Annotated in this window: 22 protein-coding genes; 14 read left to right on the top strand and 8 right to left on the bottom strand. The window is 70.5% G+C overall.

Annotated elements, in window-relative coordinates; all coding sequences use genetic code 11:
• Window positions 1-7: 7 nt before the first annotated feature.
• The gene (locus ACZ6O0_RS19300) at window positions 8-928 is read right to left on the bottom strand and encodes a carbohydrate ABC transporter permease (RefSeq protein ID WP_465766278.1); all 921 of its coding nucleotides are present in this window, start codon (window positions 926-928) and stop codon (window positions 8-10) included.
• 118 nt (window positions 929-1,046) lie between these two features.
• Here ACZ6O0_RS19300 and ACZ6O0_RS19295 point away from each other — a divergent pair, with 118 nt between their 5' ends.
• On the top strand, window positions 1,047-2,225 hold the full coding sequence (locus ACZ6O0_RS19295) for an ROK family transcriptional regulator (protein ID WP_465766277.1): 1,179 nt from the start codon (window positions 1,047-1,049) through the stop codon (window positions 2,223-2,225).
• Between the two features lie 18 nt (window positions 2,226-2,243).
• Here the strand turns inward: ACZ6O0_RS19295 and ACZ6O0_RS19290 are convergent, their stop codons facing one another.
• From ACZ6O0_RS19290 to ACZ6O0_RS19280, 3 genes are read right to left on the bottom strand one after another with little or no spacing between them, the layout of a single operon-like run.
• Window positions 2,244-2,636, bottom strand: coding sequence for a YchJ family protein (locus ACZ6O0_RS19290; protein ID WP_465766276.1), 393 nt, complete (start codon window positions 2,634-2,636; stop codon window positions 2,244-2,246).
• A gap of 1 nt (window position 2,637) precedes the next feature.
• Entirely contained in the window at window positions 2,638-3,048 is a 411-nt protein-coding gene (locus ACZ6O0_RS19285; protein ID WP_465766275.1) for a ferritin-like domain-containing protein, read from the bottom strand.
• The gene (locus tag ACZ6O0_RS19280; protein WP_465766274.1) at window positions 3,045-3,599 is read right to left on the bottom strand and encodes a cell division protein FtsK; all 555 of its coding nucleotides are present in this window, start codon (window positions 3,597-3,599) and stop codon (window positions 3,045-3,047) included. Before ACZ6O0_RS19280 ends, ACZ6O0_RS19285 begins: the two co-directional genes overlap by 4 nt.
• A 151-nt stretch (window positions 3,600-3,750) precedes the next feature.
• Between ACZ6O0_RS19280 and rimP the strand changes: the two genes are divergently transcribed.
• The 8 genes from rimP (at window position 3,751) to ACZ6O0_RS19240 (ending at window position 12,842) form a co-directional block, all read left to right on the top strand.
• Window positions 3,751-4,272 carry a ribosome maturation factor RimP gene (gene rimP, locus ACZ6O0_RS19275; RefSeq protein ID WP_465766273.1) on the top strand — a complete coding sequence of 174 codons (522 nt, stop codon included), beginning with the start codon at window positions 3,751-3,753 and terminating at the stop codon, window positions 4,270-4,272.
• Between the two features lies 1 nt (window position 4,273).
• Complete coding sequence (gene nusA, locus ACZ6O0_RS19270) at window positions 4,274-5,266, top strand: transcription termination factor NusA (protein WP_465766272.1); 993 nt, start codon at window positions 4,274-4,276, stop codon at window positions 5,264-5,266.
• A gap of 45 nt (window positions 5,267-5,311) precedes the next feature.
• Window positions 5,312-5,653 (top strand): YlxR family protein, encoded by a 342-nt coding sequence (locus ACZ6O0_RS19265; RefSeq protein WP_465766271.1) that lies wholly within the window; start codon window positions 5,312-5,314, stop codon window positions 5,651-5,653.
• A 112-nt stretch (window positions 5,654-5,765) separates the two neighbouring features.
• On the top strand, window positions 5,766-8,912 hold the full coding sequence (infB, locus tag ACZ6O0_RS19260; protein WP_465766270.1) for a translation initiation factor IF-2: 3,147 nt from the start codon (window positions 5,766-5,768) through the stop codon (window positions 8,910-8,912).
• Between the two features lie 96 nt (window positions 8,913-9,008).
• Complete coding sequence (gene rbfA, locus ACZ6O0_RS19255) at window positions 9,009-9,446, top strand: 30S ribosome-binding factor RbfA (RefSeq protein ID WP_465766269.1); 438 nt, start codon at window positions 9,009-9,011, stop codon at window positions 9,444-9,446.
• An 8-nt stretch (window positions 9,447-9,454) separates the two neighbouring features.
• A complete protein-coding gene (truB, locus tag ACZ6O0_RS19250; RefSeq protein WP_465766268.1) occupies window positions 9,455-10,345 on the top strand; it encodes a tRNA pseudouridine(55) synthase TruB in 891 nt (296 codons plus the stop codon).
• Window positions 10,346-11,181: 836 nt separating this feature from the next.
• The gene (locus ACZ6O0_RS19245; RefSeq protein ID WP_465766267.1) at window positions 11,182-11,952 is read left to right on the top strand and encodes a class I SAM-dependent methyltransferase; all 771 of its coding nucleotides are present in this window, start codon (window positions 11,182-11,184) and stop codon (window positions 11,950-11,952) included.
• A gap of 32 nt (window positions 11,953-11,984) precedes the next feature.
• On the top strand, window positions 11,985-12,842 hold the full coding sequence (locus ACZ6O0_RS19240) for an LLM class flavin-dependent oxidoreductase (protein WP_465766266.1): 858 nt from the start codon (window positions 11,985-11,987) through the stop codon (window positions 12,840-12,842).
• Between the two features lie 259 nt (window positions 12,843-13,101).
• Here the strand turns inward: ACZ6O0_RS19240 and ACZ6O0_RS19235 are convergent, their stop codons facing one another.
• Complete coding sequence (locus ACZ6O0_RS19235) at window positions 13,102-13,563, bottom strand: DinB family protein (protein WP_465766265.1); 462 nt, start codon at window positions 13,561-13,563, stop codon at window positions 13,102-13,104.
• Between the two features lie 112 nt (window positions 13,564-13,675).
• On the opposite strand from ACZ6O0_RS19235, the gene ACZ6O0_RS19230 reads away from it, so the two are divergent.
• Window positions 13,676-14,554, top strand: coding sequence for an NAD-dependent protein deacetylase (locus ACZ6O0_RS19230; protein WP_465766264.1), 879 nt, complete (start codon window positions 13,676-13,678; stop codon window positions 14,552-14,554).
• Window positions 14,555-14,620: 66 nt separating this feature from the next.
• Here ACZ6O0_RS19230 and ACZ6O0_RS19225 read toward each other — a convergent pair whose 3' ends face one another.
• Complete coding sequence (locus tag ACZ6O0_RS19225; protein ID WP_465766263.1) at window positions 14,621-15,625, bottom strand: SGNH/GDSL hydrolase family protein; 1,005 nt, start codon at window positions 15,623-15,625, stop codon at window positions 14,621-14,623.
• 120 nt (window positions 15,626-15,745) lie between these two features.
• Here ACZ6O0_RS19225 and ACZ6O0_RS19220 point away from each other — a divergent pair, with 120 nt between their 5' ends.
• From ACZ6O0_RS19220 to ACZ6O0_RS19205, 4 genes are all read left to right on the top strand, one after another.
• On the top strand, window positions 15,746-16,708 hold the full coding sequence (locus ACZ6O0_RS19220) for a bifunctional riboflavin kinase/FAD synthetase (protein WP_465766262.1): 963 nt from the start codon (window positions 15,746-15,748) through the stop codon (window positions 16,706-16,708).
• A 116-nt stretch (window positions 16,709-16,824) separates the two neighbouring features.
• Window positions 16,825-17,097, top strand: coding sequence for a 30S ribosomal protein S15 (rpsO, locus tag ACZ6O0_RS19215; protein ID WP_130379758.1), 273 nt, complete (start codon window positions 16,825-16,827; stop codon window positions 17,095-17,097).
• A 296-nt stretch (window positions 17,098-17,393) separates the two neighbouring features.
• Window positions 17,394-19,631, top strand: coding sequence for a polyribonucleotide nucleotidyltransferase (locus ACZ6O0_RS19210; RefSeq protein ID WP_465766261.1), 2,238 nt, complete (start codon window positions 17,394-17,396; stop codon window positions 19,629-19,631).
• Window positions 19,628-20,941 carry a M16 family metallopeptidase gene (locus ACZ6O0_RS19205; protein ID WP_465766260.1) on the top strand — a complete coding sequence of 438 codons (1,314 nt, stop codon included), beginning with the start codon at window positions 19,628-19,630 and terminating at the stop codon, window positions 20,939-20,941. The genes ACZ6O0_RS19210 and ACZ6O0_RS19205 overlap by 4 nt, the downstream gene beginning before the upstream one ends.
• On the opposite strand, the gene ACZ6O0_RS19200 is transcribed toward ACZ6O0_RS19205, so the two are convergent.
• Window positions 20,931-22,184, bottom strand: coding sequence for a cytochrome P450 (locus ACZ6O0_RS19200; RefSeq protein ID WP_465766259.1), 1,254 nt, complete (start codon window positions 22,182-22,184; stop codon window positions 20,931-20,933). The two genes, ACZ6O0_RS19205 and ACZ6O0_RS19200, sit on opposite strands and share 11 nt — an antisense overlap.
• On the bottom strand, window positions 22,184-22,843 hold the full coding sequence (locus ACZ6O0_RS19195; RefSeq protein WP_465766258.1) for a hypothetical protein: 660 nt from the start codon (window positions 22,841-22,843) through the stop codon (window positions 22,184-22,186). The genes ACZ6O0_RS19200 and ACZ6O0_RS19195 overlap by 1 nt, the downstream gene beginning before the upstream one ends.
• Window positions 22,844-22,887 lie beyond the last annotated feature (44 nt).

The following is a 22,887-nucleotide window of genomic DNA, read 5'->3' as shown; positions in this document are numbered from 1 at the left end:
TGCCTCCTCACGCCAGGTCGGAGGACTCGGCGCGGGTGAGCCGGTACTGGAGGAACGTCACGATCACCAGGACGGCGAGCAATGCCACCGACATGGCCGACGCGTAGCCGAACTGGAACCGGCTGAACGCGACGTCGTAGATGTAGTACTGCAGCACCCGGGACGAATCGACCGGTCCGCCGCGGGTCGCGATCGCCACGGTGTCGAAGACCTGGAACGAGCCGACCACGGTGATGATCAGCACCAGCGAGAGGATCGGGCGCAGCAGTGGCACCGTGATGCTGCGGAACATCCGGACCTCGCCCGCGCCGTCGATCCGGCCCGCCTCGTAGACGGTCTCGGGGATCATCTGCAGGCCGGCGAAGATCAGCAGCGCGGTGTAGCCGACATGCCGCCAGACATTGATGAAGGCGATCGTCGGGATGACCCAGGCGCTGTCGGACAGGAACGGGATCCGGTCCAGGCCGATCGCGGCGATGATGGTGTTCCCGATACCGAGCTGGTAGTCGAGGATCCAGAGGAAGACCATCGCGGCCACCACGTTCGAGACCAGGAACGGCGTGAGGACGATGCCGCGCAGCCAGGTCCGTTTGGTCAGCCGCTGCATCATCACCGCGATGACCAGCGCGAACACCGTCTGGAAGCCGATGTTCAGGATCACGTAGTAGAGCGTCACCTTCAGGGCGTTCCAGAACACCGGGTCCTGGACCATCCGGACGTAGTTGTCCAGGCCGTTGAACTCCGGCGGCGTGAGCAGGTTGAACTTCGTGAAACTGAGGTAGATCCCGCGCAGGGTCGGCCAGACGAGAAAGACGCCGAAGCCGATCAGGGCGGGAAGGATGAACAGCAGCGCGAGACGGGTGTCATCGCGCGGACCGCTCCTGGCGCGACCGGTCTTGGCCGGTCGGCTCGTGGTCGTGGTGGACATAGCTCTCCTTTCCCGGGGGACTGCGAGCCGGGTCCAGGGCTATTTCCAGTCAGATTGAAAATAAGCCCATGACGGTCGGTGTGACAAGGGTCACAGGACCACTTTGTAAGCTGGGCGGATGGTGACTGGCACGTCGGAACGACCGGCCGGTGGGCGGGGCCTGACGGCGGGAGAGCTCGCCGTCACCCGCCAGCTGCTGATCCACGGCCCCGCGACCCGGGGGGACCTCGGCGATCGGCTCAACCTCTCCTACGCGTCGATGTCCCGGCTGGCCCGGTCCCTCATCCTCGGCGGCATGGCCACCGAGGACCTCGAGCCCGCGGCCGCGATCGGCCGGCCCCGCCAGATCCTGACCGCGGTGCCCAGTGCCCGGCACGTCGTCGGCGTCAAACTCACCGGCGACACCGCCTACGGCGTGGTCTGCGACATGTTCGGCGAGGTCAAGGCGACCACCAGGGCGGCTCTGCCCCCGCCTGACGAGGACGGTGCCGTGCCGGTTGCGGCCACCGTGAAGCTCGTTGCCCAGCTGGCGACCAGGCTCGCGCCTAAGGTGCCGTCGGTGGATGGCATCGGTGTGGCGGTCGGCGGGGTGATCGCGGGCCGTTCGGTCGTCCGGGAGGGGACGTTCCTGGGCTGGAACGACGTGGACCTCGGTGGATCGCTGCGGGACCGGACCGGCCTGCCGATCATCGTCACCAATGACGTCACCGCGCTGGCTCGCGAGCAGCTGTGGTTCGGTGCCGGCCGCACCCACTCGACCTTCGGCATCGTCACCGTCGGCGCGGGTCTCGGTGTGGGTGTCGTCCGGGAGGGTGTCGCCGTCGAGGAGTTGATCGACAACGGACATCTGCTGGCGCACTCACCCGTCGACAGCAGCGGGCCCCGGTGCGGCCTCGGCCACCGCGGATGTGCGGCGGCCTATCTGAACCGGGAGGATCTCGAGCGCCACGCCTCGGCGGACGCCGGCCACCCGGTCACCCTGGCCGGCCTCGTACGGGCCAGGGCCGGCGATGACCAGGCCGCCACCCGTCGGCTCGACGACGCCGCCCGGGCACTCGGACACATCGTGGCCTCGTTCGCGGGAGCGCTCCAGACGACCTGCATCGTGCTGGGTGGCGAGGACGTCGCCGCCTTCACCGCTTCGCCGGCGCTGCGGGAGACGATCGAGGATCGGCTCCGCCCGGGGCCGTTGGAGACCCAGCGGTGCGCGCTCGAGCTCGTAACCACCCCGCTGACCTTCACGGACTGGGCCCGGGGTGCCGCGGTAGCAGGGATCCAGCACGTCCTCGGCGCCTAGAACGCGGCTCGCGCGCTGTCAGTTCGCCACTGAACGGGCGAGCGCGTCGACATACGTCCAGGCGCCGTTCTCGCGGACGAAGCGGCTGTTCTCCTGCTGGTGGGCGGGGTGACCGTCGACCAGGTAGTTCGCGCGGAACTCGACGGTCCCCTCGGAGTGGAAGGCGCTGCCGCCGGTGCTGCCGAGGATCTCGAGGCCGGTCCACTGGATGCCGTCGTCCAGCCGGAGCTCGGACGGGCGGGTCGTGGAGTGCCAGGTGCGGAGGAGGTACGGCGCGTCGCCGACGACGAAGGCGCTGTACCGCGAGCGCATCAGCTGCTCTGCAGTGGCTGCAGCCGTCCGTCCTTGGTGCAGGCTGCCGCAGCAGTCGGCGTAGGTGGCGTCGAGGCCACACGGGCAGGATCTGGCCATCTCACACCGCGCCGGGGAAGGCGACCGGTGCGCCGCCCCAGGCGATCTGGGCGCGCGCCGATGACAGCAGGCTCTCGATCGCGAAGCTGCGGACGGCCGGCTGCTCGGCCGCCTCCACCAGATCGCCGTAGACGGCTGCCACGCGCCGCTCGATCAGCAGGAGCAGGGCTGTGGCGCTGGCGGCGTTCGTGACCGCCTGCGGCAGGTCGTACGCCGGGTCCGCGGCGACCGGGGTCTCACCGGCGGCGACGACCAGCGCGCTGAGGTGGTCGCGGTTGCTGCGGTGCTGTTCGTAGGACTCCGTCGCGGCCCCGAAGCGGGCGCCACTGAGCTTCCCGCCCGCCACGCCCACGCCGTACAGGGCGGCGTGTTCGCCGGCGAGTGCGGCCTGCAGGGCTTCCAGCTGGTTCACGACGCGTCCTTCTTCTTGGGGGTCAGCGTGGTTGCCAGCTGGGTCTCGGCGGCAGCGATCATCGCCAGGAGCCGGGCCGGGGCGCCGGAGAGTCTGGCCGCCGCGGCCGCGTGGGCGGTCGCCGCGGCCTTCTCCTGCCGGGACAGGGCGACAAGCGCGGCCGACGACGTACTGGGGACGGTTGGCGCCTTGCCGGCCGTCGCCGTGACTCCGGCGGTTTCCTTGAGCTTGGCCAGGTGACTCGCGTGGTACTTCGCGCCGGCCGCGAGCTGGGTGCGGAGCGCGGGGAACTTCCGGCTCAGCGCGGCGAAACCGAGCGACAATTGGGTCACCTGGGTGGCCGCCGTACTGAACGCGGCGACGAACGCCGGGTCGACGGCCGGTGTCTCCTCGGCCGGCCGGTCCGACGAGGAGGGGTTGACGGCACCCGGCGTGCTGCCGGTCGGGTCGTCCTTGCACCCGGCCAGGGTGGTCGCGGCGGGCACCAGGGCCGCGGTCACCAGAACGGCGCGGCGGGTCACGCGGCGGGGCAGGCGGGGTTCGATCGGCACGGCGGAACGATACCTGGTGACGCGCCGGTGACCGCCGTGGGACGAGCCGGTGGCGCGGACACTGCGACCGGCCGGATATGGTGGGCTACTGCCCTTGACCGCACGGCCAGGGGTGGAACGGGTGCACAACTGGAGAGAGGCAGGTCTACCTGTGAGCCGAAAGACTGACCACACGGACACCACGAGCCTCGAGAACTTCCTGCGGCCGATCGTCGAGCAGTTCGGCTGCGACCTGGAGGCCGCCGACATCGCTCCGGCCGGCCGCCGCCGGTTGCTGCGCGTGCTCGTCGACCGCGACGGGGGCATCAGCCTGGACGACGTCGCCGACGTCACCCGGGCGATCTCCAAGGCACTCGACGCCGACGACATCATGGGCGAAGGCGCTTACACACTGGAGGTCTCCAGCCCCGGTGTGGACCGGCCGCTCACCCTGCCCCGGCACTGGCGGCGCAACGTCAGCCGGCTGGTCGCGGTCACGCTGACCGCCGGGGACAAGCTGACCGGCCGGATCAAGTCCGCCTCCGAGGAGGCGGCCGAGCTGGACGTCGACGGCACGCGGCGGACCGTCGCGTACGCCGACGTGGCGAAGGCCAAGATCCAGATCGAGTTCAACCGGGCTGCCGGCAACGACGAAGAGGAAACACCTGCCGACGGCACGGTGGAGGAGAACTGACATGGACATCGACATGGCCGTGCTGCGGTCATTGGAGCGGGAGAAGGACATCGCCCTCGAGGTCGTCGTCGAGGCGATCGAGGCGGCCCTGCTGGTCGCGTACCACCGGACCGAGGGGGCCCAGCAGCACGCTCGCGTCGAGCTGGACCGCAAGACCGGGCACGTGACCGTGTTCGCGCGGGAACTGGCCGAGGACGGCACCCTGGCCCGCGAGTACGACGACACCCCGGCCGACTTCGGCCGGATCGCGGCCACCACGGCCAAGCAGATCATCCTGCAGCGGCTGCGCGACGCCGAGGACGAGGTCCGGTACGGCGAGTTCTCCGGCAAGGAGGGCGACATCGTCTCCGGCGTGGTCCAGCAGGGCCGCGACCCGCGCTCGGTGATGGTCGACCTCGGCAAGATCGAGGCGGTGCTGCCGGCGCCGGAGCAGGTGCCGGGGGAGAAGTACGAGCACGGCTCCCGGCTGCGGGTGTACGTGGTGGGTGTGCGGAAGGGCTTCAAGGGCCCGCAGATCACGGTCAGCCGGACCCACCCGAACCTGGTCAAGAAGCTGTTCGCGCTCGAGGTCCCCGAGATCGCCGACGGCACCGTGGAGATCACCGCGATCGCCCGCGAGGCCGGTCACCGGACCAAGATCGCCGTCCGGACCCTGAACCCGTCGGTGAACGGGAAGGGTGCCTGCATCGGCCCGATGGGCCAGCGCGTGCGCAACATCATGCACGAGCTGCACGGCGAGAAGATCGACATCATCGATCACAGCGACGATCCGGCCACCTTCGTCGGGAATGCGCTGTCCCCGGCGCAGGTTACGTCTGTCGAGGTGGTGGACGCCGCCGCGCGTGCCGCGCGGGTGGTCGTCCCCGACTATCAGCTCTCGCTCGCGATCGGCAAGGAAGGGCAGAACGCCCGCCTGGCCGCCCGGCTGACCGGGTGGCGGATCGACATCCGGCCGGATACCGATGTGACTCGTGAGAACGAGAAGGTAGACTGATCTCTCGGTCGGTCGACTGAGTCGCAACCACACCCTGAGGAACGCGTGACAGTGACTACAGACGCGCGCCCTGGCAGAGCCCGGGAGCGCACCTGTATCGGGTGCCGGAAGCGGTCCGGTCCGGCTGACTTGCTGCGGATGACGGTTTCCGGAGGGCTTGTCCTCCCGGATCCCGATCGTCGGGCACCCGGCCGCGGGGCGCATCTGCACCCGGTGGCCGAGTGTTTCGACCTCGCCGAGCGGCGTAAGGCGTTTCCGCGGGCCTTCAAGATCCCCGGTCCGCTTGACCTGGCGCTCGTGCGGGCACAGGTTGCGCAGCGCAGTACCGAAAGCAGCACCGAAAGTGCGGCCACCAGGCCGCCCGCGACGACCGTCGCGACGACATGAAGGCGGGTCATCGACTCATGACCACTCGATGAGTGTCTACCGATGAGTGCAATGCGATGAGCACGTACGTCAACTAACGGTCCGCGCCCAGGCTCGGACCAGAGGGAGAGTAGTGGCAAAGGTCCGGGTCTACGAGCTCGCGAAGGAGCTCGGAGTTACCAGCAAGGTCGTTCTGACCAGACTGAACGACATGGGCGAGTTCGTCCGGTCGGCATCCTCGACGATCGAGGCACCTGTCGTCCGGCGGTTGGCGGAGGAGTTCGAGAAGAACCCGCCGAAGAAGCGCGCGGCCAAGAAGGCCGCCGCGAGTACGTCTGCCGCGCCGCAGGCGACCGCACCGGTCGCCCCTGCCGAGCCGGCCAGGAAGACCGCACCGAAGGCCCCGGCCGAGCGCACCGCGCCGGCCGCTGAGGCGACCCCGGTGCCAGTCGCAGAATCCCCGAAGGCGGAGGCGCCGGTGGCCCAGAAGGTGGAGTCGGCTCCGGCTCCGGTCAAGTCGGTCCCGACCCCGGGCGTGAAGCCCGGGCCGCGTCCTGGCCCGAAGCCGGCGCCGCGGCAGGAGACCGCTCCGGCCGAGACCGCTCCGGCGGCCAAGGCGGAGACTCCGGCCGCGCCGTCGTTCGAGGCTCCGGCCGCGAAGGCCACGCCGGCCGCTCCGGCGCCGGCCCCGGCGCCCGCTCAGCCGGAGACTCCGGCCGCGCAGCGTCCGGCAGCCGAGACGTCGGCCCGTCCGGGTCCGCGTCCGGGTGGCTCGGGTTCCGGCCCGCGTCCGGGTGCGCCCCGGCCTGGCGGCCAGGGCAGTGCGCCCCGTCCGGGAGCCCCTCGCCCCGGTGCGCCGCGGCCAGGTGGCCAGGGTGGTGCGCCGCGTCCGGGTGCGCCGCGTCCGGGCAACAACCCGTTCAGCTCGACCCAGGGCATGCAGCGCGGTGGCGCTCGCCCCGGTCCGGGCGGTCAGGGTGGCGGATCCGGCCAGGGTGCGAGCCCGGCCGGGATGGCGCCGCGTCCGCCGCAGGCCCGCGGTGGCGACAGCCGTGGCGGTAACGACCGGCCGCGCCCGAGTGGTGTGCCCGGCGCGCCGCGCCCCAACCCGGCGATGATGCCGAAGTCCTCGGCCGGTACGTTCACCGGCCGTCCGTCCGGTCCCGGCGGTGGCGCGGGTGGCGGCGGCGGTGGCCGCGGCCGTCCCGGCGGCGGTCCGGGTGGACCGGGTGCCGGTCCGCGCAGTGGTGGCGGCGGCGGTGGCGGTGGCTTCCGTCCCGGTGGCGGCGGCCCCAGCGGCCCGCCCGGTGGCGGCGGTGGCCGCCCGGGTCCGGGCAACCGCGGTCGTGGCGGAACGCAGGGTGCCTTCGGGCGTCCGGGTGGTCCGGCGCGTCGTGGTCGCAAGTCGAAGCGGGCCAAGCGCCAGGAATTCGACAACATGCAGGCTCCGGCCGTCGGCGGCGTGCGCGTCAAGCACGGTGACGGCGAGGTCGTGCGCCTTGCTCGCGGTGCGTCGCTGACGGACTTCGCCGAGAAGGTCGGAGTCGACCCGGCGTCGCTGGTGCAGGTGCTGTTCCACCTCGGTGAGATGGTGACCGCGACCCAGTCGGTCAACGAGGAGACGCTGCAGCTGCTCGGCACCGAGCTGAACTACGACGTGCAGATCGTGTCCCCGGAGGACGAGGACCGCGAGCTGCTGCAGTCGTTCGACATCGACTTCGGCTCCGACGAAGGCGACGAGGGCGACCTGGTCAAGCGGCCGCCGGTGGTGACCGTGATGGGTCACGTCGACCACGGTAAGACCAAGCTGCTGGACGCGATCCGGATGGCCAACGTGGTCGCCAAGGAAGCCGGTGGCATCACCCAGCACATCGGTGCGTACCAGGTGACGACCGAGGTCGACGGCGAGCAGCGGGCCATCACCTTCGTCGACACCCCGGGTCACGAGGCGTTCACCGCCATGCGTGCCCGTGGTGCGCAGGCCACCGACATCGTCATCCTGGTGGTCGCGGCCGACGACGGCGTGATGCCGCAGACGATCGAGGCGCTGAACCACGCCCGGGCGGCGAACGTCCCGATCGTGGTCGCGGTGAACAAGATCGACGTCCCGAGCGCGGACCCGGCCAAGGTGCGCGGTCAGCTGACCGAGTACGGCCTGGTTCCCGAGGAGTACGGCGGCGACACGATGTTCGTCGACGTGTCGGCGAAGTCCCGGATCAACATCGAGGGGCTGCTCGAAGGCGTCGTACTGACCGCGGACGCGGCACTCGACCTGCGGGCCAACCCGAACATGCCGGCCCAGGGCATCGCGATCGAGGCCAACCTCGACAAGGGCCGTGGTCCGGTGGCGACCGTGCTGGTGCAGCGCGGCACGCTGCGGGTCGGCGACTCGATGGTGGCCGGACCGGCGTACGGCCGGGTCCGGGCCATGCTCGACGAGCACGGCGACCCGGTCGAGGAGGCGACGCCGTCGCGTCCGGTCCTGGTGCTCGGTCTGACCGCCGTACCGGGTGCGGGTGACAAGTTCCTGGTCGTCGACGACGACCGGATGGCCCGGCAGATCGCCGAGAAGCGCGAGGCTCGCGCTCGGGCGGCCGCCAACGCCAAGCGTCGTGCGCGCCGGACCCTCGAGGACTTCATGGCCTCGATGGAGAAGGGCGAGACGCAGGAGCTGCTGCTGATCCTCAAGGGCGACGTGTCCGGTTCGGTCGAGGCCCTGGAAGACGCCCTGGTCCGGATCGAGGTCGGCGACGAGGTCAACCTGCGCGTCATCGACCGCGGCGTCGGTGCGATCAACGAGAACGACGTCAACCTGGCCATCGCGTCGAACGCCGTCATCATCGGCTTCAACGTGCGGCCGGCGGGCAAGGCCGGTGACCTGGCCGAGCGCGAGGGCGTGGATGTCCGGTACTACTCGGTCATCTACGCGGCGATCGACGACATCGAGGCGGCCCTGAAGGGCATGCTGAAGCCGATCTACGAGGAGGCCGTCCTCGGCCAGGCGGAGATCCGCGAGATCTTCCGCTCCTCGAAGGTGGGCAACATCGCCGGTTGCTGGGTGACCAGTGGACTCATCCGCCGCAATGCCAAGGTCCGGTTGATCCGGGACGGCGCGGTGGTGGTCGACAACACCGAGCTGTCGTCGCTGAAGAGGTTCAAGGACGACGCGTCCGAGGTCCGCGAGGGCTTCGAGTGCGGTCTGACGGTGAACGGCTACAACGACATCAAGATCGGTGACATCGTCGAGTCCTTCGAGCTCCGCGAGAAGCCGCGTAACTGACAGCAGTCGGTGCCCGGGTCCTCCGGGCACCGGAGTAACGTCCGGAGAGGCGGTTGTCTCTCCGGACGTTACTTGTGAATGAGGGAGTGAGCCCTGATGGGTGAAGCAAGGGCGAAGCAGCTGGCCGATCGGATCCAGGTGCTCGTCGCCGAGCTGCTCGAGCGCCGGGTCAAGGACCCCCGGCTGGGCTTCGTCACCGTGACGGACGCCCGGCTGACCGGCGACCTGCGCGAGGCCAGTGTCTTCTACACCGTGTACGGCGACGAGCAGGCGCGGGCGTCGACCGCCGCGGCCCTGGAGTCCGCGCGCGGCCTGATCCGCAGCGAGGTCGGCAAGGCCCTCGGCCTGCGGCACAGCCCGAGCGTGGCGTTCTTCCTGGACGCCGTGCCGGAGACCGCCGGGCACATCGAGGAGCTGCTGGCCAAGGCCCGGATGGCCGACGCCGAGGTGGCCAAGTCCGCCGCGGGCGCCAAGCCGGCCGGGGACGCGGACCCGTACAAGCACAAGGACGACGACGAGGACGAGCAGGACTGAGCGCTGCGTTGAGCACTGACTTCACCCCGTCCTCCGACGGCATCGTCGTCGTCGACAAACCGGGCGGGATGACCTCGCACACCGTCGTCGCCCGGATCCGCCGGCTGGCCGGCACCCGCAAGGTCGGCCACGCCGGCACGCTCGACCCGATGGCCACCGGCGTACTCGTCGTGGGCCTGAACCGGGCGACTCGGCTGCTGGGTCATCTCCAGCTGGCGGACAAGTCGTACGACGCGACGATCCGGCTCGGTGCGACCACGACGACGGACGACGCCGAAGGTTCGGTGCTGACCACGGCCTCGGTCGACGGTGTCACGGCCGAGGCGATCTCGTCGGCGGTGGCGGGTTTCCGCGGCGAGATCTCGCAGGTCCCGTCGAAGGTGTCCGCGATCAAGGTCGACGGGCGTCGCGCGTACGAACGCGTCCGGGCGGGCGAAGAGGTCGCCCTGAAGGCGCGAGCCGTCACCGTGTCGCGGTACGACATCCTCGACGTACGGGCGTCTGCCGACGGGATCGACGTGGATGTCTCGGTGGATTGCTCCAGTGGGACGTACATCCGGGCGCTGGCTCGCGACCTCGGGGCCGAGCTCGGTGTCGGTGGTCACCTGACGGCACTTCGGCGTACCCGGGTTGGTGCTTTCGGCCTGGCCGGGGCGCACACGCTCGAGGCGCTGGCCGACGACTTCGCGTGGCTGCCCATCGCGGACGTTGCCGCCGGCACCTTCCCACGGTACGACGCCGACGCCGACCAGGCCGCCGCCATCCGCACCGGGCGGCCGCTACCCGGCCTCAAACTCCAGCCCGGCCAAACCGCGATGTTCGACCCCACCGGGACTTTCCTGGCCCTCTACGAACCCCACGGGCCTCTAGCCAAACCCACGGCTGTTTTCGTCAGCTGAGGTTCGTCCCCTCGCGGTCGGCACGCGCGCTCCTGCGTCGCGTGCTACGCCGTCCGCCCCACCCACCCCCTGACTAGCTCGCGGGCTATCGCCTGCGGGTTGGCGGGCTGCCGCCCGCCGGGTCCGCGGCTGCCGCCGCCGGGTGTCCGGCTGTCGCCCGGAGCTGCGGGCTGCCGCCCGCGGTCAACCACCCGGCGAACCGCGGTTGCGGAGGTGACTGCACTTCCCGGCTCGCGTGGTGAGCCCGTCGCGGCCGGCACGCGCGCTCCTTCGTCGCGTGCTACGCCGTCCGCCCCACCCACCCGCTGGTTAGTTCGCGGGCTATCGCCTGCGGGTTGGCGGGCTCCCGCCCGCCTGGTGCCGGGCTCCCGCCCGGAGTCGCGGGCTGCCGCCCGCCTGGTGCCGGGCTCCCGCCCGGAGTCGCGGGCTGCCGCCCGCCTGGTGCCGGGCTCCCGCCCGGAGTTGCGGGCTGCCGCCCGCGGTCAACCACCGGCGAACCGTGGTTGCCGAGGTGACTGCACTTCGCGGCCGGCGTCGTGACGCCAGTTTTCGGCTGCCGCCGCCGGGTTTCGGGCTGTCGCCCGGAGGTGCAGGCTGCCGCCTGCGGTCGACCTCTCCCGCGGAACGCGGCTGGTGTGAGTCCGCCGGTTTGCGGGGCTGCTCCTGCCGCGGCGCGGCGACTCGAAGGGCGACGCCGGGCCGGGTTGCGGGCTGCCGCCGCCGGCCGTCGCCCGGGTTGCGGGCATCCGCCGGAGTCGACCTCCTCCCACGGACCGCGGTGCTCCGAGCCCTCGGGCCACTGGACGTGGGAGGGGAAGCGTGGGTACTTGAGTTGTATGGGTGTGCGTGGTGGGGATGGCGGGGACGAACAGCGGGCCGAGTTCGGCACAGTCGCGACGTGGACGGCTGACGCTGTGGCGGAGCTAGGTGATGAGTACGCGATCGTCGCCGGATGTCGCGGCAGCGGGGATCCCGCGCTGCTGGACTGGCTCGCCCGGTCCTGCGGCGTTGGACCCGCGGTGTCCCTGGTCGACGTGGGCGCCGGTGTCGGTGGCGCGTCCGCGTGGGCTGCCGCGGAGTACGGCGTACGTCCAGTGCTGGTCGACCCCATGGAAGACGCCTGCCGGGCGGAGCGCCGGATCTTCGGGCGTACGGCGATCTGTGCGAGCGGTGACCACCTCCCGTTCGGCGACGGTGCGTTCGACGTGGCCTGGTGCATCGGAGTGCTCTGCACCGTGCACGACAAGCTCGCGGTGCTTCGGGAGCTTAGAAGGGTCGTGCGGTGGGGTGGTTCGGTCGGCTTGCTGGTCCTGGTGGCTGAGCCTGGACTGCACAGCGAGCTGCCGCGAGGGAATGAGTTCCCAAGCCTGGACGAACTCGGCGATCTGCTCGGGCAGACAGGGCTCAGCGTCCGCGAGTTGACCGAGGCGCTGGGGGGCGAGCCCGCGGAGTGGCGGCAGAAGGCGGAGCGCATCGACGAGGTGCTGACGAAGGCCCACGGTGACGACCCGCGCTGGCAAGAGGCTGAGGAGCAGTCCAGCAGGCTCGCGCACCTGCTGACGACCCGGCAGCTCACCCGGCGGCTCGTTCACGCCGTGAAGTCCTGAATCTTGTCGGTCCGGCGTTCTACCGTCGGGGGATGAGATACGGGTTCGTGATGGCGGCTGGGGATGCGCGGGCGGCGGCCGAGTTGGCTGCGCTGGCTGAGGAGCACGGGTGGGACGGGTTCTTCGTGTGGGAGTCGATCTGGGGGATCGACGCCTGGGTGATGCTCGGGGCGGCGGCGATGACGACCGAGCGGATCCGGTTGGGGACGATGCTGACGCCGTTGCCGCGGCGGAAACCGTGGGATGTGGCGGGGCAGACGTCGACGGTGGACAACCTGAGCAACGGGCGGGTGACGCTGGCGGTCGGGCTCGGGGTGGCGGGGGAGGAGCGGTTCTGGTTGTTCGAGGACGATCCTGGGCGGAAGGTCCGGGCCGAGCTGATGGACGAGTCGCTGGAGATGCTGCAGTACCTGTGGCGCGACGAGCCGTTCGAGTACGCCGGTCAGCACTACCGCTCGAAGAAGATCCCCGAGCTGATGCCGCCGGCCCCGCCGCCACCGGTGCAGCAGCCGCGGATCCCGACCTGGGTGGTCGGCGCCTGGCCGCGACCGAAGTCGATGCGCCGGGCCGCGCTGCAGGACGGCTGGCTGCCGAACTACATCGTTCCGCCCGGCGGTCAGCCCGGCGAACTGACGCCGGAGCTCCTCGCCGAGGGAGTCGCCTGGATCCGCCGCGAACGTGCGGCCCACGGCCTGACGATGGACGGGTACGACGTAGTCGCCGAAGGCACCACCTCCGCCGAAGACCCCAACCCCGCCGACACCGTCCGCCCCTGGTCCAACGCCGGCGCCACCTGGTGGATAGACGCCGACTGGTCCTCAATGGACCCCACCACAGCCCGAGCCACAGCCGAACGCCGCCTAAAAGCCGGCCCACCCCGCATCGAGTGAGCCGGCGCACCACATTGAGTGGGGCGCGGTCCGCGTTGTGTGAGCCGTGGTGCGACATTGAGTGGGGCGTGGCGCGCATTGTGTGAGCCGTGGTGCGACATTGAGTGGGGCGTGGCGCGCATTGTGTGAGCCGGGGTGCCACATTGAGTGGGGGCGCGGCCCGCATTGAGTGAGCCGGGGCGGGCTCGGGCCATCGCTCGCCGGCGGCCGTGCTTGGGCCGGTGCGGGTTTGGCGGGCTGCCGGGGTTGCAACTGGGGGTTAGGAGCCTCGGAGGAGGGCTATTTGGCCGAAGTGGGCGGTGGAGTCGTGTAGTTGGCCGGTCAGGCGTTCCTCGACTGTGTGGGTGTTGCCGAGAGTCGGGCTTGTGACGAGGCGGTGGAGGTCGTCGTCGGAGGCGGACGGCAGGTAGTTCTCGGCGAGGCCGTGGGTGGCGTCGAGGTAGGCGAGGACGACCTCGACCGCCGGGCTGCGGAAAGCGGCGGCCTGCTCGGGTGTGTGGCCGAAGCCGGTGTCTGCTGGATCGGCGGTGCGGTTGAAACGAGCTGCCCAGCCGGCGGAGAGCCACAGCTGTGGGCGATCGACGAGCTCGGACAGGTTGCGGTCTTGGCCTCGGGCGATGTGCCAGGCGAGCCAGCCGACGCTGTTGCAGCCGGGAAGCGGTCGGTCGTCCAGCTGCTCGGGCGTCGCCCCGTCGAGAGCCGTCCGAAGATCGTCGCGCACGAGCCGAAACGACCGGAGCATCATCCCTTGCCATTGCCGTTCCACTCTCGACTCCCTCCGTCGCGGTGTTCGGGCGGACGATAGCTGCCCACCGACTGGCTACCCTGGTGGGGTGCGTTCTCGTCCGACATTGCAGTGGGCTCCCGGGCCCGAGGTGCTGGCGTTGGAGCCTGGTGCGGCGGATGTCCGGCCCGTCGCGGACATCGTGGCCGGTGGAAACGTCGTCGTACTGAGTGGAGCGGGGATCTCCACCGAGTCGGGCATCCCGGACTACCGGGGTGAGACGGGCAGCCTGCGGACGCATACGCCGATGACGTACGGCGACTTCGTGGCGAGCGAGTCCGGACGGCAGCGGTACTGGGCCCGCAGCCACCTCGGCTGGCGCACGATCGCGCGGGCGGCACCCAACGACGGCCACCGGGCGGTCGCGGCGCTTCAGGCCCGCGGTTACCTCAGCGGCGTGATCACCCAGAACGTCGATGGCCTCCACCAGGCCGCCGGCGCCCGCGACGTGATCGAGCTCCACGGGAACCTCGACCGCGTGATGTGCCTCCAGTGCGGGACGACCTCGGCCCGCGAGGTGCTCGACCGTCGCCTCCGCGGCGCGAATCCGGAGTTCGAGGCCGAGGTGACGCGGATCAACCCTGACGGTGATGCGGAGCTCCCCGCGGAGGCGGTCGGTGGCTTCCGGCTGGTCGACTGCACGGCGTGCGGCGGCGTACTGAAGCCCGACGTCGTCTTCTTCGGCGAGAACGTGCCGAAGAACCGGGTCGAGCGCTGCTACCGGCTCATCGACGACGCGGACGCCGTCCTCGTCCTCGGCTCGTCCCTCACCGTCATGTCCGGCTTCCGCTTCGTCCGCCACGCCGCCAAGTCCGGCACCGAGGTCCTGATCATCAACCAGGGCCTGACCCGCGGCGACCCGTACGCCACCCACCGCATCAACCTCCCGTTGGGCCAGGCGCTGACCGAGCTCACCGGGCGGTTGTGAACACCACCGGGCCGAGCCACGCGTGAGGTGGCTCGGCCCGGGGTCCGCCGTACGGATTGGAAAGGGTCAGCGTTGCGCGCTGGTCCGTAGGCGGTTCAGGGAGGCCTCGAGGGCCTGGGGAGAAGCGGAGGCCTGGCGAGCCAGCGCACGGGCGTGCGCGGCCCACTCCGACTGCTCCGCAGCGGTGACGACGGCCGGCTTGCCGACCAGCGTCTTGTAGATCAGGGACGCGACGCCGGCCTGGCCTTCGTAGCGGGGGTGGTAGTTCAGCGCCCGGAGCAGGTTGATGTCCTTGCCCTGGATCCACGCCTGGCCGTCCGGCGCGCAGGCGTCGTGCCCGGTCGACGGGCCGAAGGTGTCGACGTACGTCGCTCCGCCCGCCGCGGCAGCCGCGGACACGGCGGAGTTCAGCGCCTGCTCGATCGAGTAGAGGTAGCCGTAGTCGCCGTCGGCGAAGGGCAGGATCGACGGGCAGGTGCCGTGCTCCGGCGCGATCTTCGGGTAGCCGATCAGCAGGATCGTTGCCTTCGGCGACCTCGCCTTGATGCCCTGGACAACGATCGCGATCCGCGTCTGCGTCTCCGCGATCTTCGCCTTCAGCGTGTCCACGCCGTTGACCGTGAAGTGCGCCTCGCACGGCGCACCGGTCGGATCACTGGCCCGCAACCCCGGACACGTGCCGACGATGTCGCCGAACACGCCGAAGTCGTTGCCGCCGATCCCGAGCGTGACCAGATCCGTGTCCGGCGTCAGCGCGTCGAACTGCGGCGCGGCCGTCCCGATCGGCGTGCTCTGCGGTTGCGTCATGTTCGTCGTGTCGGCCCCACCGCAGCTCACGTCGGTGAACCGGTAGATCCTCAGCGCGGCCGCCAGCATCTTCGGATAGTTGCTGTACGAGCGCGCGCACCCGAGCGACAGCAGGTCCGGCAAGGGGACGAGCGGCGCCGATGTGTACGAGTCGCCGAGCGCGACGTACTTGGTGAACCTGGGCGCGGCGTCGGCCTGAGCGACCGGGAGCCAGCCGGCCAGAACCAGGGACGCGCAGGCGGCGACCAGACGGCGTAGCTTCACAGGACCCTCCCCAGGCTCGGGCGTTGCGGGCCCCACCCTAGGTTGAGTCACCACCCGATCACAAGGGGTGATCGTGGACCTGCTGCGCGGAACGCCACCGCGACATGGAATCCTGCTGTCATGCGTGTCTGGCACGGTTTGGACCAGGTGAGCCCGGAATTCGGGCCGGCGGTCGTCACCATCGGCAACTTCGACGGCGTACACCGAGGGCACCAGGAGGTGCTCGCGCACGCCAAGGCGCGGGCGGCCGAGCTGGGTGGCCTGCCGGTCGTCGCGCTGACGTTCGACCCGCACCCGATGCGGGTCCTGCGGCCGGATCACGCGCCGCTGATGCTCAGCGAGCCCGAGGAGCGGGCCGAGCTGCTCGGCCGGCACGGCGCGGACGCCGTGCTCATCCTCCCGTTCACCAAAGAGGTGTCGGGCTGGTCGCCGGAGGAGTTCATCGAGCGGGTGCTGGTCGGCGCTCTGCACGCGAAGGCGATCGTGGTCGGCGAGAACTTCCGCTTCGGTCACAAGGCCGCCGGCCACGTGGACACGCTGGTCGCGGCCGGCGCCAAGGACGGGTTCCAGGTCGAGGGCCTGAGCCTGGCCGGCGACGCGCAGCCGTGGTCGTCGACGTACATCCGGGAGCGGATCGCCGAGGGTGACGTCGAGGCCGCCGCCGAGGCGCTCGGGCGGCCGCTGCGGGTCACCGGAGTGGTCGTCGAGGGGGACAAGCGGGGTCGCGAGCTCGGCTACCCGACCGCCAACCTCCCCGCCGACCCGACGGCCGCGGTCCCGCTGGACGGCGTGTACGCGGGCTGGCTGACCGTGCTCGAGCCCGCTGCCGGCGGGCCGTCGTACGCCGAACGCCTGCCGGCCGCGATCAGCGTCGGCAGCAACCCCACCTTCGACGGCGTGGACCGGCGGGTGGAGTCGTACGTGCTGGATCGCGACGACCTGGAGCTGTACGGCGCCCGGATCGCGGTGGATTTCGTCGCCCGGCTGCGCGGTACCCAGATCCGTTTCGACAGCATCGACGAGCTGCTGGTCCAGATGAAGGCCGATGTCGACGGCGCGCGCCGCATCCTTACCCAGAATTAGGGTGACGCGTCCACGGACTGATACCCTTGGCGCTGCCGTCTGAACGGCCGCGGACCGAGAGTGCTCGGGTGAAGAATGCCCCGGTGCGCCGCGCAACGGAAATCGAGAGGAACTCCGTGTCATCTGTTGATGCCGCCACGAAGAAGAAGATCATGGGTGAGTACGCCCTGACCGAGGGTGACACCGGGTCCCCCGAGGTCCAGGTCGCGCTGCTGACGCACCGCATCGCGCACCTCACCGAGCACCTCAAGGAGCACAAGCACGACCACCACAGCCGTCGTGGCCTGCTGCTGCTCGTCGGCCAGCGCCGCCGGCTGCTGAACTACCTGGCGAAGAAGGACATCAACCGCTACCGGTCCCTGATCGAGCGGCTCGGCCTTCGCCGATGACGTCGCGAGGAGCGGCCCCCGAGTCCGGGTGGCCGCTCCTGGCGTATCCGCGCCCGGTGCCGAATCATGGGTGCGGGTCACAACTGAACACCGACAACTGAAGACAGAAGCACGCAAGACGTACGAGGCGACGCGAAGCGCGTGGCGGGAGGACGACCGGTCCTCGGTAGTGGCTTTCGGGTGGCGACAAGACACCCGCGGGCCTCGATCGAAGACCGGCACCCCGGAAGCTCGCGCCTCGCAGTCGTCACACTGCTAGAGAGGGGTATCCCGTGTCGGGATCCACAAGCGCGCCCATGGAGGGCGCAGAGTTCGCTGAAGCCGTCATCGACAACGGCAGCTTCGGCACCCGCACCATCCGCTTCGAGACGGGCCGTCTGGCCCAGCAGGCCGCCGGCTCCGCCGCGGCCTACCTCGACGGCGACACGATGGTGCTGTCGGCCACCACGGCCAGCAAGAAGCCCAAGGACCAGTTCGACTTCTTCCCGTTGACGGTGGACGTCGAGGAGCGGATGTACGCCGCCGGCCGGATCCCGGGCTCGTTCTTCCGCCGGGAGGGCCGCCCGTCCGAGGAGGCCATCCTGACCTGCCGGCTGATCGACCGCCCGCTGCGGCCGTCGTTCGTGTCCGGCCTGCGCAACGAGATCCAGGTCGTCATCACCGTCCTGGCCCTGAACCCGGACAAGCTGTACGACGTCCTCGCGATCAACGCCGCGTCGATGTCGACCCAGCTGGCCGGCCTGCCGTTCTCCGGCCCGATCGGCGGCGTCCGCGTCGCGCTGATCGACGGCCAGTGGGTGGCGTTCCCGACCCACACCGAGCTCGAGGACGCGGTCTTCGACATGGTGGTCGCGGGCCGGGTGACCGAGACCGGTGACGTCGCGATCATGATGGTCGAGGCCGAGTCGACCCCGGGCACCTTCGAGAAGGTCGCCTCCGGTGTGCAGGCGCCGACCGAGGAGATCGTGGCCGAGGGCCTCGAGGCCTCCAAGGCGTTCATCAAGACGCTGGTCGAGGCGCAGGCCGACCTGGCCGCGCGGGCCGCGAAGCCGACCGGTGAGTTCCCGGTCTTCCCGGACTACCAGGACGACGCGTTCGCCGCGGTCGAGGCCGCTGCCTCCGAGGAGCTCGCCCAGGCGCTGACCATCGCCGGCAAGCACGAGCGCGAGGACGCCACCGACGCGGTCAAGGCCGCCACGGTGGACAAGCTGGCCGCCGACTTCGAGGGCCGCGAGAAGGAGCTGTCCGCGGCGTTCCGGTCGCTGACCAAGAAGCTGGTCCGCCAGCGCGTGCTCAAGGAGAAGGTCCGCATCGACGGCCGCGGGCTGGCCGACATCCGGCCGCTCAAGGCGCAGGTGCGGGTGCTCCCGCGGGTGCACGGTTCGGCGCTGTTCGAGCGCGGCGAGACCCAGATCCTGGGTGTCACCACGCTGAACATGCTGCGGATGGAGCAGCAGCTGGACACGCTCTCCCCGGAGACGCGCAAGCGCTACATGCACAACTACAACTTCCCGCCGTACTCGACCGGTGAGACCGGCCGGGTGGGTTCGCCGAAGCGCCGCGAGATCGGTCACGGCGCGCTGGCCGAGCGGGCCCTGGTGCCGGTGCTGCCGTCGCGCGAGGACTTCCCGTACGCGCTGCGTCAGGTGTCCGAGGCGCTCGGCTCGAACGGCTCCACCTCGATGGGTTCGGTCTGCGCCTCGACGCTGTCGCTGCTGTCGGCCGGTGTGCCGCTGAAGGCGCCGGTCGCCGGTATCGCGATGGGCCTGATCTCCGGCGAGGTCGACGGTGAGACGCAGTACGTCGCGCTGACCGACATCCTGGGCGCGGAGGACGCGTTCGGCGACATGGACTTCAAGGTCGCCGGCACGAAGGACTTCGTCACCGCCCTGCAGCTGGACACCAAGCTGGACGGCATCCCGGCCAGCGTGCTGGCCGGTGCGCTGACCCAGGCCAAGGACGCCCGCCTGACGATCCTGGACGTGATGGCCAAGGCCATCGACGCGCCGGGTGAGATGAGCGAGTTCGCGCCGCGGGTCATCTCGGTGAAGGTCCCGGTCGACAAGATCGGCGAGGTCATCGGCCCGAAGGGCAAGATGATCAACCAGATCACCGAGGACACCGGCGCCGACATCTCGATCGAGGACGACGGCACCGTCTACATCGGCGCGACCGACGGTCCGTCGGCCGAGGCGGCCCGGGCCGCGATCAACGCGATCGCGAACCCGACCATGCCGGAGAAGGGTGAGCGCTACCTGGGCACGGTCGTGAAGACGACCAACTTCGGTGCGTTCATCAGCCTGCTGCCGGGCAAGGACGGCCTGCTGCACATCAGCAAGCTGCGTCCGCTGGCCGGTGGCAAGCGGGTCGAGGCGGTCGAGGACGTCCTGTCCGTCGGTCAGAAGCTGCAGGTCGAGATCGCCGAGATCGACGACCGCGGCAAGCTCTCGCTGATCCCGGTCATCGAGGGCGATGAAGGGGACAAGAAGGCAGACGACAAGTCAGCAGAGAAGGCTGCCGAGTCCGCCGAGTGATTCGAGCAACCACCAGCACACTGCTGAGCCCGGAGGCGGGCGGTCCGGTGAAACGGACCGTCCTGCCCTCCGGGCTTCGTGTGCTCTCCCAGTCCGTCCCCGGCTTCCGTTCGGTCACGTTCGGAGTCTGGGTCGGCGTCGGCTCCCGGGACGAACCGGAGCAGTTGGCCGGCGCCACGCACTTCCTCGAGCACCTGCTGTTCAAGGGCACCGAGCGCCGTGACGCGCTGGAGATCTCGTCCGCCATCGACGCGGTCGGCGGCGAGATGAACGCGTTCACCGGCAAGGAGTACACCTGCTACTACGCCCGGGTGCTCGACTCCGACCTGCCGCTCGCGGTCGACGTCATCTGCGACATGATCACCTCCGCCACGCTGACCAGCGAGGACGTGGAGAGTGAGCGCGACGTCATCGACGAGGAGATCGCGATGCACGCCGACGAGACGTCGGACCACATCCACGATCTGTTCGCCGAGCAGCTCTGGGGCAGGTCCCCGCTCGGCCGCTCCATCACCGGTACGCCGGAGTCCGTCGCCGGACTGACCCGCCAGCAGGTCGTGGGGTGGTACCGCCGGCGCTACAAGCCGTCCAACATCGTCGTCTCGGTCGCCGGGAACGTCGACCACACCGACGTCGTCCGCCTGGTCCGCAAGGCTTTCGAGCGGCACTGGGTGACAGCCGACGCCGAGCCCGCGCCACTACGAGGTGGTGCCGTCAGAACGATTCCGACGTACGGCGGGGTGCAGGTCCACCGGCGTGACGCCGAGCAGGCGCACCTGGTGCTCGGGATGCCCGGCCTGGTGCGCAACGACGACCGGCGCTACGTCGCCGGTGTGCTGCACGGGATCGTCGGCGGCGGGATGTCGTCCCGGCTGTTCCAGGAGGTCCGGGAGAAGCGCGGCCTGGCGTACTCGGTCTTCACCTTCGGTTCGGCGTACGCCGACTCCGGCATGGTCGGCGTGTACGCCGGCTGCCTGCCGAAGAAGGCCACCGAGGTCCTCGACGTGGTCCGGGCCGAGCTCCAATCGATTGCCAGCGGCAACATCACGCCCGACGAGCTGCTCCGCGGCAAGGGCCAGATGCGCGGCTCGGTCGTGATGGGGCTGGAGGACACCGGCGCCAAGATGACCCGGATCGCCAAGGCCGAGCTCGTCTACGGCGAGCTGCCCAGCGTCGACGACATCCTGCACCGGATCGACGCCGTCACCCTCGACGACGTCAGCCGGCTGGCCGCCGAGCTGTACGCCGGCGCCCCGGCCCTGACCGTGATGGGCCCGTTCGACGAGGACACCGCCGCTTTCACGCTCTGAGCAGGATCGGCAGGGTCTGGTACCCACGCAGGACGAGTCTGTCGCGGCGGGTCGGCTGTCGGCCGGGGTCTGCCGACAGACCGGGGAATCGGTCGAGGAGGCGGGGCAGCGCTACGGCGGCTTCGAGCCGGGCCAGGTTGTTGCCGATGCAGATGTGCGGGCCGGCGCCGAAGCTGAGAGGTTTGCTGCCGGCGCGGCCCGGATCGAAGCGATCGGGATGCGGGAACCGGGCGGGGTCGCGGTTGGCTGCCCCGAGCAACAGCATCACGTCGCTGCCTCGGGGGATGCGGACGTCTTCGGCCGCGAGGCCGTCGGCGCGAGCGACCCGGGTCGTGACCTGCACCGGTGACTCGAACCGCAGGACTTCTTCGACGAAGGCTGCTGTCGTGATCCGGCCGGACCGCAGCCCCGCCGCGAGATCCGGGCGGTCCAGCAGGATCGCGAGACCGTTTCCGAGCAGGTCCGTCGTGGTCTCGAAGCCGGCGACCAGCAGCAGGATCAGATTCGCCAGCAACTCCTGGTCGGACAGGCGGCCGTCCTCCGCGTCGCGTGCTGCCACCAACGCGCTGACGAGGTCGTCGCCCGGCGCCCGGCGACGTTCGCCGATCAGGGGAGTGAAGTACCGTCCGAGCTCGCGGGCCGCCTCGTCGGCGGGACCGTCCGCCTCGCCGGCCAGTTCCAGCGCCGCGGTCAGCTCGGCTGCCAGTGGGCGGAAGCGGGCGCGGTCGGCGGCGGGGATCCCGAGCAGTTCGCAGATGACGGTGACCGGCAACTGGAAGGCGAAGCGGTCCATGAAGTCGACCGTGCGGCCGTCGGCTCCGGCCTCGGCGAGCCGGTCGACCAGCGTGTCGACCGCGGCCACGATCGACGGTTCGAGCGCAGCCACCCGTCGCGGTGTGAACACCTGGGCGATCAACGAGCGCATCCGGCCATGATCCGGTGGGTTGGTCCGCAGAATCGACCGCTCCATCAGGCGCAGCGCGGCGCCGGCGGTCGGGTCGGCGGCCGGTGCGCGCAGCCTGGGGGCCGTGTCCGGCAGGCCGAAGCCAGGGCTCCGGAGCACCTGGTTGACGGCCGCGTAGCCGGCCACGAGGAAGACGCTGTCGGTGACGGCCAGGACCGGGCCGATCCGGTGGGCGGCGGCGTAGAGCGGGAAAGGATCGGCCCGCCCTGTCGGCGACAGCAGGGCCTGGACGATCGTGGCCGCGCTGTCGTCAGGAGTTTCGGCGCCGGACGAAGTCATCAGCCGGCCTGGTCGAGGTTGGTGGTGGCGGCGCGGCCGAGGAGGACGTAGCCGACGGCGTACGCCGTTGCGCCGGCGACTTCGAACAACTGGATGAGCCCGAACCGCGGCCCGGACGTGAAGATGAACAGCCCGCCGATCGTGTAGACGGTGGCACCCACGCCGAGCAGCACTCCGGCCCAGCGCAGGCCGTGCCTGCCGAGGGTGCGGGCGAGCCAGACGTACCCGAGCGGGAAGACGAGCAGGGCCGGGAACACGATGAGCGCTGCGGGCGTGTCGAGGTCGGCCGGCTCGTGCACCAGGCTCGGTGCGTACTCGGCTCGCACCGGGTTGTGCGACCCGTCGAAGACGATCAGGGCGAACCACAGCAGCGTGCCGGTCAGAGCGGCGTACCAGGACCGGAGGTCTCCGCGCCCGGTGATCTGGGTGCCGAGCGCGATCACACTGGCCAGGCAGATGACCTGCAGCAGCAGGCCCGCCGCCTGGATGTCATGCGTGAGGCCGTAGCGCTCGCCGACGGCCGCGATGCTCCACCCGTCCCGGGCCGGATGCAGCAGCGTTCCCAGCCAGAAGACCGGCCCGCCGGTGAACGCGGTCAGTCGCGCTGTGGTGCGGAGGAGCCGGCGTGTGCTGCCGGAGTGCGCAAGGGTTTCGCTCATCGGTCGTGGTTCTCCCAGTCGGTCACAAGTCACTAGAGTGTTCC

The sequence above is a fragment of the Kribbella sp. NPDC048837 genome (assembly GCF_055586945.1).
This window is presented reverse-complemented; position numbering and strand designations above follow the sequence as displayed.

Excerpts from the sequence above, each read along its gene's own strand:
- ACZ6O0_RS19300 (WP_465766278.1), bottom strand. The coding sequence starts at position 928 with ATGTCCACCACGACCACGAGCCGACCGGCCAAGACCGGTCGCGCCAGG.
- ACZ6O0_RS19295 (WP_465766277.1), top strand. The coding sequence starts at position 1,047 with ATGGTGACTGGCACGTCGGAACGACCGGCCGGTGGGCGGGGCCTGACG.
- ACZ6O0_RS19290 (WP_465766276.1), bottom strand. The coding sequence starts at position 2,636 with ATGGCCAGATCCTGCCCGTGTGGCCTCGACGCCACCTACGCCGACTGC.
- nusA (WP_465766272.1), top strand. The coding sequence starts at position 4,274 with ATGGACATCGACATGGCCGTGCTGCGGTCATTGGAGCGGGAGAAGGAC.
- rbfA (WP_465766269.1), top strand. The coding sequence starts at position 9,009 with ATGGGTGAAGCAAGGGCGAAGCAGCTGGCCGATCGGATCCAGGTGCTC.
- ACZ6O0_RS19245 (WP_465766267.1), top strand. The coding sequence starts at position 11,182 with ATGGGTGTGCGTGGTGGGGATGGCGGGGACGAACAGCGGGCCGAGTTC.
- ACZ6O0_RS19240 (WP_465766266.1), top strand. The coding sequence starts at position 11,985 with ATGAGATACGGGTTCGTGATGGCGGCTGGGGATGCGCGGGCGGCGGCC.
- ACZ6O0_RS19220 (WP_465766262.1), top strand. The coding sequence starts at position 15,746 with ATGCGTGTCTGGCACGGTTTGGACCAGGTGAGCCCGGAATTCGGGCCG.
- ACZ6O0_RS19210 (WP_465766261.1), top strand. The coding sequence starts at position 17,394 with ATGGAGGGCGCAGAGTTCGCTGAAGCCGTCATCGACAACGGCAGCTTC.
- ACZ6O0_RS19200 (WP_465766259.1), bottom strand. The coding sequence starts at position 22,184 with ATGACTTCGTCCGGCGCCGAAACTCCTGACGACAGCGCGGCCACGATC.
- ACZ6O0_RS19195 (WP_465766258.1), bottom strand. The coding sequence starts at position 22,843 with ATGAGCGAAACCCTTGCGCACTCCGGCAGCACACGCCGGCTCCTCCGC.